The organism is Vibrio sp. 397 (assembly GCF_033339395.1).
Classification (GTDB): Bacteria; Pseudomonadota; Gammaproteobacteria; order Enterobacterales; family Vibrionaceae; genus Vibrio; species Vibrio alginolyticus.
Genome location: NZ_JAWOUN010000015.1, coordinates 61170 through 74861, shown reverse-complemented (window position 1 = coordinate 74861; position 13692 = coordinate 61170). Strand labels below are relative to the sequence as shown.

At 45.4% G+C, this 13692-nt stretch carries 10 protein-coding genes; all 10 read right to left on the bottom strand.

Annotated features, from left to right (window positions below; genetic code table 11):
- The 10 genes from R7P36_RS20040 to R7P36_RS19995 all read right to left on the bottom strand — a co-directional run bounded on the left by R7P36_RS20040 (nt 1) and on the right by R7P36_RS19995 (nt 13623).
- Nucleotides 1-1362: a TRAP transporter large permease gene (locus R7P36_RS20040; protein WP_005382255.1), complete on the bottom strand. Its 1362-nt coding sequence runs from the start codon at nt 1360-1362 to the stop codon at nt 1-3.
- A gap of 3 nt (nt 1363-1365) precedes the next feature.
- On the bottom strand, nt 1366-2040 hold the full coding sequence (locus R7P36_RS20035) for a TRAP transporter small permease (protein WP_005382256.1): 675 nt from the start codon (nt 2038-2040) through the stop codon (nt 1366-1368).
- 70 nt (nt 2041-2110) lie between these two features.
- Nucleotides 2111-3109 (bottom strand): TRAP transporter substrate-binding protein, encoded by a 999-nt coding sequence (locus tag R7P36_RS20030; protein WP_017634784.1) that lies wholly within the window; start codon nt 3107-3109, stop codon nt 2111-2113.
- Nucleotides 3110-3321: 212 nt separating this feature from the next.
- Nucleotides 3322-4791 (bottom strand): protein adenylyltransferase SelO, encoded by a 1470-nt coding sequence (locus R7P36_RS20025; RefSeq protein WP_206970935.1) that lies wholly within the window; start codon nt 4789-4791, stop codon nt 3322-3324.
- Between the two features lie 176 nt (nt 4792-4967).
- Entirely contained in the window at nt 4968-5780 is an 813-nt protein-coding gene (locus R7P36_RS20020) for a sugar transporter (protein ID WP_171344882.1), read from the bottom strand.
- Between the two features lie 172 nt (nt 5781-5952).
- Complete coding sequence (locus R7P36_RS20015; RefSeq protein WP_213899480.1) at nt 5953-8937, bottom strand: M6 family metalloprotease domain-containing protein; 2985 nt, start codon at nt 8935-8937, stop codon at nt 5953-5955.
- A 360-nt stretch (nt 8938-9297) separates the two neighbouring features.
- A complete protein-coding gene (locus tag R7P36_RS20010; RefSeq protein ID WP_213899481.1) occupies nt 9298-10665 on the bottom strand; it encodes a TrkH family potassium uptake protein in 1368 nt (455 codons plus the stop codon).
- A complete protein-coding gene (locus R7P36_RS20005) occupies nt 10662-11324 on the bottom strand; it encodes a potassium channel family protein (protein ID WP_005388291.1) in 663 nt (220 codons plus the stop codon). The genes R7P36_RS20010 and R7P36_RS20005 overlap by 4 nt, the downstream gene beginning before the upstream one ends.
- Nucleotides 11325-11574: 250 nt before the next feature.
- On the bottom strand, nt 11575-12783 hold the full coding sequence (locus R7P36_RS20000; protein WP_213899482.1) for a DEAD/DEAH box helicase: 1209 nt from the start codon (nt 12781-12783) through the stop codon (nt 11575-11577).
- A 99-nt stretch (nt 12784-12882) separates the two neighbouring features.
- Complete coding sequence (locus tag R7P36_RS19995; protein WP_081008346.1) at nt 12883-13623, bottom strand: transglycosylase SLT domain-containing protein; 741 nt, start codon at nt 13621-13623, stop codon at nt 12883-12885.
- Nucleotides 13624-13692 lie beyond the last annotated feature (69 nt).

Below are 13692 nucleotides of genomic sequence, written 5' to 3'. Positions count from 1 at the left end.
TTACTTGGTAATGATCTCCGGCCCCATCAAGGTAGTAGGCAACCAAGTCGATACCCATGGTACATATGTGACGATAATTAGGAATAAGAACATCACTCCAACCCAGGGTAATGCTGCCTTCACTACGTTCATCATCGACATTTTGGCAACACCAGCGGTCACAAATAAGTTAAGACCCACGGGCGGCGTTATCATTCCTATCTCCATATTCACCACCATCATTATGCCCAAATGAATTGGGTCTATGCCTAATGCAATCGCAATTGGGAACACGAGCGGCGCAACAATGATCAACAAGCCTGATGGCTCCATGAACTGACCACCAATCAACAACAAGACGTTCACCACAATCAAGAAAGTGATGGGTCCGAGACCAGCCGAGAGCATCGACTCGGTGATCATTTGCGGGATGCGTTCTTCCGTTAAAACATGCTTCAAAATTAAGGCATTAGCAATGATGAACAGCAGCATGATGGTGAGTTTGCCCGCTTCATACAGGGTGTGTTTGGTGTCTTTATGAACAAAGGTTTGGAAGATTTTAACGAGCGCAGGTTTAGTGTTTTTCTTGTCTGCAAATGGCCCCATGTCTTTGTATACAAAGTTAGCAATAAAGAATGAGTACACAGCAGCAACCGCAGCGGCTTCTGTCGGCGTAAAGATACCGCCATAGATACCACCAAGAATGATGACGACCAACAACAAGCCCCAGCTTGCATCCTTGGCGGCATCAAAAGTTTCTTTCCAACCGACAAAAGGTTGCTTTGGAAGGTTCTTGATTCTCGCGGCAATGTAAATCGCGATCATCAACATGACACCCGCCAGCAAACCGGGAATCACACCACCAAGGAACATACGTCCAACTGACACATCCGTTGCGGCTGCATACACCACCATCACAATCGAGGGTGGGATCAAAATCCCTAGCGTACCTGCGTTACAAATTACCCCAGAGGCAAACTCTTTTGAGTAACCGTTTTTGATCATACCTGCGATAACAATACTACCTATGGCAACAACCGTTGCAGGTGAGGAACCTGACAACGCGGCAAACATCATACACGCTACAACCGAAGCCATCGCCAAACCGCCGCGGAACCAGCCTACAATGGCAATGGCGAAACGAATGATCCGCTTTGCTACGCCACCCGTCGACATAAAGCTTGAAGCCAATATAAAGAATGGAATAGCCAATAGCGTGTAGTGGCCCGCGAATGCATTAAACAGCGTTTGAGCAACTGACGCTAAAGAGGCATCCGAATGCATTAAAAGGAAAAGAACACTGGAAAGGCCCAGCGAAATAGCAATTGGCACGCCAACCAGCATAAAGCCAATTACCATCAAAAATAGAAATAAGATATCCATGGCTTATTGCTCCTTGTTTTTAGCGTCTTGCGAGGCCTTTGGAGCCATTACGTCTTCAGCGTCACTCATCTCAGCTTTAAGAGATTCGAGCTCTTCCTCCGCTTCATGTCCTGCAATCAAGCGATCGAGCTTACCAGTAGCGATTTGCCACGTGACTTGAACAAATCTAAACGTTAGTAGCGCCATTCCAAGTGGCAAAGCGAAATAAGGAATAAAACGTGGCAGCTTTTCATAACGCTCTCCCTCATTTAACCAGTCGGCCATGAACTGGAGCATTTCAGGCATCGGAATATCGTCCGTTTCATACCACGCTCGGTCAGTAGCGAACGGATACCAGTAGTTCCAAGCGCCAATTAACAGCAAAATAGAGAAGGCTAAGCAACACATTGCTGCAAAAAGCGCCAGGGCTTTTCGTTTACCTTCCGGAACGATGTTAATAATGACATCGACACCAATATGAAAGTGTTTTTTCACACCATAAGATGCGCCAACCAACACCATCCATGCGAACATGAAAACGGTGAGCTCAAGCGCCCAAAGAATATTGTCGTTAAAGACATAACGAAAGATGACATTGGCAAAGGTCAGCAAGGTCATGGCACCCAAGAAGAAAGCAATCAAAGTCTCTTCAATGGCATCAGTGATTCGTCCAGCCTTGGCAAAAAAAGTCTGTTCCATAATTACATCACGTCGTCTGTAGGGGGAAAGAGCTCCCTCAGTTTGAGAGGGCTAAATGTGCTAGGTGTTATTATTTTTGGTTAGACGCCAAAGCGGCTTCGATTAGGTCAGAACCAATGTCTTTTTCGAACTTCTTCCATACTGGTTGAAGTGCAGTGACCCACTCTTGGCGCTGTTCTGGCGTTAGAGTACGAACCACACCACCGGCTTCGATGATATTGTTCTTATTCGCAAGGTTTACTTTGGTTGACTCAGCATTACGCTGCGCAGTTACCTCTTGAATAATGGTATTTAACTGCTCGCGCTGATCATCTGGTAGGTTTTTCCAGAAGTCGTTTGACGTCACAACTAAGTAATCCAGAATTCCGTGGTTCGTTTCCGTAATGCCATCTTGAACTTCGAAGAATTTTTTGCCGTAAATGTTTGACCAAGTATTTTCTTGACCATCAATAACCTTAGTTTGCAAGCCGCCGTAAACTTCTTTGAACGACATTTTTTGTGGGTTAGCACCTAGCTGCTCAAACTGAGCAACGAGTACATCAGACGCTTGAACACGGAACTTAAGTCCTTCAGCATCAGTTGGAGAAATGAGCGGCTTGTTGGCTGACATTTGCTTCATGCCGTTATGCCAAAACGCAATGCCTTGTAGGCCACGACGTTTCATTGAGTTTTTCAGCTTTTCACCCGCTTCCGAGTTTTGGAAACGGTCAACCGCGTCGACATCATCGAACAAGAAAGGGAGATCGAAAAGGCGGTACTTCTTGGTGAATTTCTCAAACTTAGAAAGAGAAGGAGCAGCGAGTTGAACATCACCATTCAGTAGCGCTTCCAACACTTTGTCATCATCATAAAGAGTTGAGTTAGGAAACACCTGCATACAGACTTTACCGTTCATCTCTTCGTTGACGCGCTTTTCAAGTAACGAAGCCGCGATGCCTTTAGGGTGTTTGTCCGCATTCGTTACATGGCTAAACTTGATGACCGTTTCACCCGGGTCACAATTTGCGGCAGCATTAAAACTGGTAACAGCAAGTGCAGAGACAGATAGTAGAGTTAGAGGCTTAAACATTATTATTCTCCTTGTTGAATCACATCCCATCCCGTCCATGAGTAACTAGGTGTTAGGCGATGGGTACGGATGTTCAACAAAGAGCAATTAATGGACCATGTTAAAATTTATATATATTTCAATAAATTAACAAAGCCCGTTAACATGAATCCGAAGTGTAACGAGTGAATTCCACCCAAGAAAAAGATATAAATGGGTGGGAAATGACCCATTTATGAAGAACAGCTTATCTCCATTTTCTTCCCCCATTCCGGCGGCAATTTCGCATAATCATCAAACTCGGGTTGCTCATCAAATGGGCGTTTTAACAGTTCGGCCAATCGGTGTAATTCGCTAAAGTCCCCTTCTTCCGCTTTATCAATCGCCAACTGAGCCAAGTAGTTACGCAAGATGTATTTGGGATTGGCTTGACGCATCTGTTTGCAACGCTGTTCGGTTGAAATCAGGCCCCCTAGTTCATCAACCTCTAGCTCACACCGAGCTAAGTACAGATCAAGCCAAGCTCGCGCAGCTTCTCGGTCGAGAAATAAATCGATTACGGCTTGGGAAGGCGCATTATCAAGGTTTGAGAGTGTTCTGAAGAAGCGAGTGTAGTCCGTTTTGTTCTGGTGAAGAAGCTCAAACATAGCTTCAAACAAACGCCCGTCTTCCGCTATCTTAGTTTTTAAGCCCAACTTCTCACGCATGAGGCGGCTGAACTGCTGGCTTAAATGAACTTCAAATTGACTCAACGACGATTCTAAATCTTCTCGTTCAACGAGTGGCGATAACGCATGCGCCAGTGCTGACAGGTTCCAAAGCGCAATTCTAGGCTGTTGATCAAATGCGTAACGACCCTGGTAGTCTGAATGATTACAAATGTATCCCGGCTCATAATCATCAAGAAAGCCAAACGGACCATAATCAAAAGTTTGCCCAAGAATTGACATGTTATCGGTATTCATCACGCCATGCGCAAAACCAAAAGCTTGCCAATATGCGATCATCTCGGCTGTTTTAGTCACGATGGCGTCAAACATCGCGGCATATGGTTTCTCCGCCGATGCACAATCAGCAAAGTGCCACTCAATCACCTTATCCGCCAACAGCTTCTGCTCTGCTAACTGGTTGGTGTAAAAGAAATGCTCAAAGTGACCGAATCGAACATGGGTTTCAGCCATTCGAAGTAACAAAGCGCCCGATTCCGTTTTTTCTCGATAAACAGGTGTATCACTGACCATCATACCGAGAGCACGTGTCGTGGGAACCCCAAGGCCCGCCATGGCTTCACTGCACAGGTACTCACGGATAGTCGAGCGTAATACCGCTCGCCCATCCCCCATTCGCGAGTAAGGCGTTAGCCCTGCACCTTTGAGGTGAAGATCAAACCAAGTACCATCCTGATGCTCAATTTCTGCCAACAGTAATCCACGTCCATCGCCCAAATCTGGGTTGTAAACGCCAAACTGATGGCCTGCATATTTCATCGCAAGAGGACGAAATTGTTCGAATTCACTTAGCCCAGAAAAAACCGCCAATAACTCATCGTTTTGCTCTGCTGGTAAACCAAACTGCTGTGCAAACTCACCATTCCAAGCGACCCAGCGAGTGTTGTCCAAGGGTTGTGGCTCGACCAACGTATAGAACGCTGACGGTAATTGACTAAAGCGATGGGTGAAATTGACCCGTTGCCAAATGGACATGTAGGGTTCCTTAATAAAAAGAAGTACTGTTGTGAGTATACGTGTGAATGTCCCTGTCATTCAGCCATGAAATGGACATGGGTATTTTGCGTGAATAACGCGAAGGCGGCAGGAAGGTATCAACCTGCCGCAGACCATCTCCTAAACGGAGGTATCATGTAAAAACGATCAAAGGGTTAAGCGGAAAATTCTTCACCCGTTTTTGGTGGCTGTGATGGCGTATCAAAACGAGCGCGTTCGATATCCACTACCGTTTTATAGCTCAACGATAACAATGCCAGCTGGTACGCGCCAAAAATACCATAGGCCACACCGACGAGGCTCAACATAAAGAGATTCGTAAAGTGGCTAAAGATCAGCTGACTGAGCAAGCCCGCACCCAATGGAATTAGTCCCATCAAAATGAATACTTGTTTGTTGTATGGTCTGCTCTGGTTCCACGAACGACGCAAACTGCGCGGCTGATGATCCATTGCAGTCGCTGGCAACACAAATGACCATCGCGCCATTACCCAATAGCCAGGAATGCTTGCAATCGTTGTGATAATAGCCATAGCAACAAAGTCGGCTTCACCACTTTCTGCAATGTAGATAAACGACAACACAAAGATCGGGATACCAATAACAAGCATCATCATCAGTCCAAACAGTATCCACCAGCCTATGAAACGGAATTCTCGAGCTGACAAACGAAATACATCCAACGCAGAGTGCATGTAATCGCCGGCTAAATAAATTCGATGCACACGCACAGCCGCCATAGCGGCAACAAGTGGGTACAAAATAATTGTGACGAAATAAAATCCTGCGACATTGCCTTCTTGAACGTTCGCTTGATCTTGCCCCGTCATTTCAGGATACATAAAAGCAAAAATTGAGTGCACGATAATCAACGGAATACAAGCAATAACAATTGCGAGTAGATTCCTTCTGACCATCACTGCCGCTTCTCGGCATATTTCCGAAACAGAAAAGGCCTCGGTAGACATATAACATCCTTAGTTCATAAAAATCGGCCCCTAGGGTAACCGCAGAGTAGAAAAATCGCTTTAAAAATAATGAGAAACACATCTCATAAGACAATGAGAACGAAACCAAAATAGATCAGATAAAAAATAAGCCACTCAATGTGAGTGGCTTATACCGCAATTCAATACCGTTTTAGACGCGACGTCGCCAGCCTAATGTTGCAAGTAACATCAAAGCCCAATAAGAAACACTGCCGCTACCTTCTGAGTTCTTGAATGTCGTTGTCTTCAAAGAAGCAACAACCGTCACGATAACTTCCCCCGTAGCAGTGGCACCATGACCATCTGAAACCGTATATTGCAGCTTGATGCCGTCAGTAGGGCTATCCGGTGCTTGAAAACGGATTTTGCCATTCTCTACACTCGCACTTCCCACACCCGTTACGTTCTGTACGCTATCTACAACCAGTTTATCGCCGTTCACATCCGAATCATTGCTCGCTGCATCAATCAGAATACTTTCACCAACGGCAACGGTCGCCGTATCTGCAAGCGTAAGTGGCGCTGCGTTTTTCATGGTTAAATCGACGGTAGCACTGGACGCTTCATTACTAGGATCAGTCACGGTTAAACGGAATGTCAGAACCTCACCCGCTTTTGCACCTTGAGGCACCGTAAAGCTTGTGCTAACACTGGTTGCATTGCCAAGAGAAACTGAAGTGCCAGCCAACTGCTCCCATTTATAACTCAACACATCACCATCAGCATCCGTACTATTTAACGCAGACAACGTGACTCGCTGCCCAACCGTCATGTCTTTATTATCAACATCAATCACGGCCACTGGCGCTTCGTTGCTGCCAAGCACTTCCACCTGCACATTCACGATTGAAGATGAGTACGCACCATCAACCGACAACAAACGATATTGGAAAGTGTCCAGACCAACGAAGTTAGCTTCAGGTTGGTACTGGTTGCCAGAGATGGTGCCGTGCTCAGGCTTCTGCACAATGTCCACATTGAACTGATACCCTACCGCCATGAAATCATTGTCCATCAGGTTCAGTTTGATTGGCGTATTTTTATTGGTTTGTAACGAATCAGATTTCGCTTCAACCAAGTTGCTCGCATCCACATTTAATAATGCTGCAAACGGAATATAAGAGAACCCGGCTTTTTCTAGACCAAACGTGCCAATCTCACTGTAATCACCAGTCCACATTACAGGTAGGGAGGCTTTTTCAGTTTTTAGCAAGCGGCCGAAGTCAAAGTTTGCATCAAATTGACCGCCTTCCAATTCAACGACCAATAAATGCTGACCCGCACTCAATTGGCTTGGTTGGGGGAATAAAATTCGAGATGACTTTTGGAAGTTACCTTGCTGTAAAAGCTCAGCGTTGTTTTGATTCAATATTAATCGATAGCCAATGTTTCCAGAAAATGGGAATCGCCAAACTCGATAAGTCATGTCACTTTGAGCGCTATCTCTTTGCGCGTAAAGTTGAAGACCATCAAGCTCTGTATCACTATTCAAGTCCAGTGACACCGCCAGAGTGTTACTCCCACTCGCGTACACATAACCTTGATGAAGAGAGTTCAGCCATGCTGATTTATTTGGTTCGTTTGTATGCTCAAGAGAAAAGCTACCGCCGTTGGTGTTGCTGGCAATGTTGGAAATACGAACCCCAGTATCAAACCCTGTGATCGCTCTCAGACCCGGGGTCGATGTATCTGAAATGACATCGCCACCATTAGGGTATAAATCGTCAGCGTCACTCCTACCATCATTTTCTAACTCATTCAGACCATCAGCCTGCATGATTTGAACCTGCATCGCGCCAACATCATTAAAGCGGTTCTGGACATTGACCGACGTCGCTAGGATACCTTCAGCCGCCAATGCTCGGTCGTAACCGCTAAAGGTGCGATTTTCCAAGTAAATACGTGGACCAAACTCTTTCAAGTACGGGTCGAGATACACCAGCTTGACATCGTCGTTGTTCACAGAAATAGGCGCTGGACTTTCATGAGTTACCGTTGGTACAACAAAACCAGCAGCGTGTTTGCTCCATGCACTCATGTTCACCGGAGTGTCACCAGCGTATGAATCTCCCGGTTTCTGCGCCCATGAACCGCCACCCATCACGCCCCAAGAGCCGATCGAGGCATCACTGTTCCTTGCGTACAAATCCGGTAAGCCAAGCATTAAGTGGCCAAGCTCGTGTACGATCACGCCCAAGGTCGCTTGATGATCAACTTGATAGTCAGCGAACACACAATAGTCTGTGATCTTTTTACCATCTAGTGTGACATCATCGTGAGAGAATTTGTGCGGCCAAATAGCAGGACGGTTGAGAACCCCTGTTGAACGATCGCCCCCCGCAAAAATAAACATGACAGAGAGTTCTGACGGTTCTACGGTACCATTTTGATTGCTGTCGTAGGCCGAAAGATTAAAGTATGGATCCAGTTTTTGATAAGCCTCGGTGAAAACCGCATTCAACTTGGCGGTGCATGTCTTATCAGTCGAACTAGAGTGACAGTTAGGGTGGCTTTGTGCCACAGTCACATCTATCACACCGTCATTGGCGGTGCCGTAACTCTCAAGTGCAGGAACAACTTTGAATTTACCTTGAGAGTTTTTATCAAAGTAATCCACAACGCTTTGACCATTGGTATTAAATACGCGTTGCTCAAAATCATGCACCATTGCTTGGTCATCAAACGAAACTTGCACAACCAATAGGGGCTGCTGCTTCACCGTTGAACTGCTCATCGCCTGGTAACCTTGCGCCGAACGCAGTAGGTTTTTTCGTGCCATCGGTTCAATGGTTTTTAGAGAAGATAATTGCGGTTTAACTTGTAAATCCGGGCGAAACCTCGCCGACTCAGGTGGCTCACTCGACTGCGTTTTCACCACACCTGTCGAGATCAATATTGGCGTGTCTGACTCGCGCTGAATCCGCGCGAAAAACCAAACGCCGTCTTCCTGAAGTAAGGCATTGCCCTGCTTATCTTCAAACCAGTGGAAATCTGCCGTTCCACGTAGAATTGCCTCACTGGAGCTACCATCGCTCAACGCAATAGTATGCCAAACCGGTGATGGCGGAGTAGTTGCCATGCTCTTCCCTGCAAGAAGCGCAGTTAGCATAGCTATGGCGAGTGTGTTGAATTTCAAAGTACGACTCCATCTTTTCGATTCGTTAATTAATACCAAGCACAACAAACACAAAGTAACCCTATGGGCATAGAGTAAGACTGAGTGACTATTGACGAAGGCTGGTATCAATTCGCTCAGATAACACGACGTAGTTTGGTGTCACACTACAAAAGCGTCGGATTCCAAAACGCTGTTATGAGCGTAGCTTCTGAGAATATAAATTGAGTGAATGAATAGTATCGAAACAAAAGGAAGAAGAAATGAACTTCTACGAATTTGTAGGTAAAACTGGGCAACATTCCACATATTCTATAAATGTACGAGCACTGCTATTAATCAATGCTCGTAATGGTCGCGCGGCCATTGTTGAACGCTATATTAACCTGTAAGAACGGCGTCTTCTGGGTATTTGACCAAGGTAGGTTCAGGACGTGCCAACATGTAGGCAAGCGTGAGCGGCCCAATACGACCAATGATCATCACCACGATCATAATGTATTTACCAGGTTCAGAAAGTTCCGCAGTCAAACCGGCGGTGAGCCCCACTGTGGCAAATGCGGAAATGGTTTCAAACATAACCTTATCAAAGCTGGCCTTCTCGGTAAGCATCAATAAAAACATTGCGCTTGTCAGGATGGCTCCGCTCACAACGATAATTGCCAATGACTTAGTCACAGTTTGCCAATTTATGGTTCGCTTAAACATAACCACATGTTTCTTTTGGCGTAAAAAGGTCCACGTAGCCATAAACGCAACAGCAAATGTGGAAACTTTAATACCGCCCCCCGTTGAGGTGGAACCCGCTCCAATTAACATTAGAACAATCATGGCCAGTAAGGCTGGCTGGGTAAACAACGCCAAGTCAACACTATTAAACCCTGCCGTTCGAGCACTCGCAGATTGAAAGAATGCCGCCAACCATTGCCCTGTTGCAGGTAAAGACGCCATTGTGTTTGGGTTGCTTCGCTCAAGTAACCAAAACATCATCGTTCCGACTAAGAGCAATATCGGTGTCGCAATCAGCATGATTTTGGTGTGAAGATGCAAAAAGTGGAAACCTTTGCGCCAGTTTAGCCAGATGTCACCCACAACAGTAAAGCCAAGCCCGCCAAAAATGAATAGCCCCGCCAGTGTAAAGATAACCAACGGATCATTCACAAAGCTCATCATACTGTCAGAAAACAGCGCGAACCCAGCGTTGTTAAATGCAGAAATTGCATGAAACAAGGCGTAAAACATACCAGTCTTCCAGCCCATTTCAGGGACCCAGCGGATAGAGAGAAAAATAAACCCGAGCGTTTCTGCAACAAGCGCGAAAACAACAATCCGCTTTACTAGTCGGTTTAGATTGACTTGCCGATCTTGCCCTAATGCTTCTTTCGCCAGCGCTTGTTGACGCAAACTCAAACGCACGCCGAACATATAGAGTAAGACCGCCGACAAAGTCATCTGCCCCAACCCACCGATTTGCATTAAAAACATCAGCAAGATTTTACCCGCAAGCGTAAAGTGTTGCACAGTATCGACAACACCAAGCCCTGTCACACTAATAGCGGACGTTGCGGTAAACAAAGCATCCGTTATCGACAGTCCCGTAACAGAAAAAACTGGCAAGGTTAGCAATACCGCAGAAGGCAGTAAAACACCGAGAAAACTGAGCAATATAATTCGCGGTTCGTTGCCTTTCGCTTTCTCTTGTTTACCATCTGGTGCGTAAAAAACACCTTTCTGATGAAAATACGTCATAGCGATTTTAATTTATTTGCGAGCGCATCTTGAGGGCCGACCACAATAATTAGGTCACCAATTTCTAGTGTGGTATTAAGGTCAGGTGCCTTGGTAATTTCTGGGCCCCGTTTAAACCCTAGCACTTGCACGCCATCGACTTTGCACAGAGCCAAATCACTTAGTGTCTTACCCATCCAACGAGAGCCAATCACAAACTCCGTCATAGCTAAGCCACTGCCTAATGGGTGGAACTCAAGAACCCGTTTATCGAGCATTTTACGCGCGACACGTATCCCCATGTCACGCTCAGGCATGATAATGTGGTCTGCGCCAATTTTTTGCAGAACACGAGCTTGGAAGCGGTCGTTGGCTTTAACCCATACTGACTTTACTCCCGCCTCTTTAGCAATCAATGTCGCAAGAATACTGGCATTGACATCCGCTCCGATGGCAATCATCACCATGTCGTAATCATCAAGTTTGAGCTCAGCAACCGTCTCTTCGTGAGTACAGTTAGCCACAACCGCCTGACTAACAAAACTGGCGGCTTCTTTAACTCTGTCTTCGTTGATGTCAACGGCTAAAACTTGAGCGCCTGAATCTTGTAACTCTTTACACACTGCCAAACCAAATCGGCCAAGACCAATAACGGCGAATTGCTTATCACCTGTTTTCATTTGTGCCCCATCTTATGCATTCATTAGCAAGCAAAAAAGTTTGCGCCCATTCCTTACCTTGTGCAAACCTGCGGACAGATAATTGACAAAAGCTTAACGCACCTTGATTCACTTTACGTGTTAAGCGTATGACACTGATTAACTTTTTTCCTCATTACCGAATAGAAACCGTCGCGATGGCTACATAATTGGATGCCTTAAAACGCAAAAAGCCGCAAGAATGCGGCTTTTAGATCATGGGATAAACTGGCTATTTTGATTCGCGCTTATCGCGCGGTTTACGTTTATTCTTAGGCACGTAATTTAAAATTGAAATTGGTACTGGCTTTCTTGGCGCAAAACCTTCAATTTCCACTCGCTCTAGCAAGTGCCCTAAACGACTTTCAATCATGCAGAGGTTCTTAAAGTCGTCTTTTGAAACCAGTGATATCGCCTCACCTTTCGCGCCAGCACGACCTGTACGACCAATACGATGTACATACTCATCCGCTGGGTAAGGTAAATCGTAGTTGATGACAACTGGCAGATTATCAATATCAATACCGCGCGCAGCAACACCGGTTGCGACTAAGTACTGGATTTCACCCGCTTTAAACTTTTCTATTAATTCCTGGCGAACACGCTGATTACGGCCACTGTGGAATGCTTCTGCCACAATGCCACGTTTCTCAAGTTGGCTTACCAGTTTGGCTGCGCCGTGTTTAGTTTCAATAAATACCAGTACTTGCGACCAGTCATTTTCTTTAAGCAAGTGACTTAACAGCGACGACTTCATGTCTTTATCGACGGTCGTGATCCACTGTTTAATATTTGATTTTGAGGCACTGTGCTTTGCAATCGTGATCTCTTCAGGATCAATAATCGCATTTTTCGCCAAGTCACGAACAGGGTTAGATAACGTTGCTGAGAACAGCAAACTTTGCACATGTTCTGGCATACAGTCGACGATTTTGTCGATCGCATCGATGAATCCCATATCCAACATTTTGTCGGCTTCATCAAGCACTAGCATTTCCACTTCATCAAAGTGAATCGCGCGTTGACCGTACAGATCAATCAAGCGCCCAGGCGTGCTTACCACAATATCGACACCCTCGATCAAGGCTTGTTTTTGTGGTGCATAATCCACACCACCAAACATCGCCATTGAGCGTAATGGTAAGTTTTTACCATAAGCTTCAATACTTTGATGAACCTGAAGCGCAAGTTCGCGTGTTGGCGTTAGGATAATCGCACGAGCGCGTTTTTTACGTTGCGTTTCGCCTCGACTAAGCTTTTCTAAGATTGGCAGAACAAAACTGGCCGTTTTACCTGTGCCCGTTTGCGCTGCTGCAATTAAATTGCGGCCACGCAATACGATTGGAATGGCTTTTTGTTGGATAGAAGTGGGTTTTTCATAACCTAGCGCTTTTACTGCATCAGCAATCGATGCGCTTAAACCAAGCTTAGAAAATGGCATAGAAAAGTCTCAACAGAGGAAATGGGCGCGTAGTGTATCAGAATCCCCGTGAAGTAACAGAAGGATTCATGCGCGAAAAACTAGGAACATGACACAATCTTAGCCCATGAAATTGGGCTGCAAACCTTTTTCTAATTTTTTCCTCACTTTGTAGGAAACATCATTAAGCGTGATTTTCCCCGTGTTGTGGCGGTCGATACCTGCATTCTGTCGATAGGCAATTGAGCCTTGTCTGAACAAAACGAAAGACGGCGGTTTGCCAATCGCAGCAGGGTAGAGAATGGCCATGTAAGCATCTTCTAAGCTATTAATTTTATTTCGATAGGGCCAATAGTACGCTTTCACATAGTCAAGTTGTTCAAGCGCGCTCATTCTCGCAAGAGTCTTTGTGTTCACTCCTAATGACTCTGCGGTAGAGGGCATAAATTGAATTAACCCTGTAGCCCCGCTTCCGGAACCATTTTTGATGCTTGGACTGAAAGTTTCAGCAGTTTCAAATGCCATGCACGCCATAAGATGATTAGGATTGATCTTTAGCTCTTTACTAATACGGATGACTTTAGATTTGAACTCTGGAGAAACTTTACCTCCCCACGCTACCGCGTTCTCGGGATCTGCAATCGAAGAGACCGTTGATGCGTCATGTTCTTCGACAATTTTAGAAAGTAGAGGAAGCGTTTGGCGTAGTCGATGGCTCGAACTCACCAAGCGAATTGATTTGGTAAGAAACTTGTCTTTTTTTTGGTGTAGTTTTTGGAACTTTACTAACTTATACAGTTGCTTATAAACCGTTTTCACAACGAAGCCAGATGTAGGGAACACTCCCAGAATGTAATCCATTTCCTACAAATTTAATATAAATATCAGCAACAGGAATTCTAGATGTGATCAATGTCACCATAAAAATTC

Excerpts from the sequence above, each read along its gene's own strand:
- R7P36_RS20000 (WP_213899482.1), bottom strand. The coding sequence starts at position 12,783 with ATGCCATTTTCTAAGCTTGGTTTAAGCGCATCGATTGCTGATGCAGTA.
- R7P36_RS20005 (WP_005388291.1), bottom strand. The coding sequence starts at position 11,324 with ATGAAAACAGGTGATAAGCAATTCGCCGTTATTGGTCTTGGCCGATTT.
- R7P36_RS19995 (WP_081008346.1), bottom strand. The coding sequence starts at position 13,623 with ATGGATTACATTCTGGGAGTGTTCCCTACATCTGGCTTCGTTGTGAAA.
- R7P36_RS20010 (WP_213899481.1), bottom strand. The coding sequence starts at position 10,665 with ATGACGTATTTTCATCAGAAAGGTGTTTTTTACGCACCAGATGGTAAA.
- R7P36_RS20030 (WP_017634784.1), bottom strand. The coding sequence starts at position 3,109 with ATGTTTAAGCCTCTAACTCTACTATCTGTCTCTGCACTTGCTGTTACC.
- R7P36_RS20025 (WP_206970935.1), bottom strand. The coding sequence starts at position 4,791 with ATGTCCATTTGGCAACGGGTCAATTTCACCCATCGCTTTAGTCAATTA.
- R7P36_RS20040 (WP_005382255.1), bottom strand. The coding sequence starts at position 1,362 with ATGGATATCTTATTTCTATTTTTGATGGTAATTGGCTTTATGCTGGTT.
- R7P36_RS20020 (WP_171344882.1), bottom strand. The coding sequence starts at position 5,780 with ATGTCTACCGAGGCCTTTTCTGTTTCGGAAATATGCCGAGAAGCGGCA.
- R7P36_RS20035 (WP_005382256.1), bottom strand. The coding sequence starts at position 2,040 with ATGGAACAGACTTTTTTTGCCAAGGCTGGACGAATCACTGATGCCATT.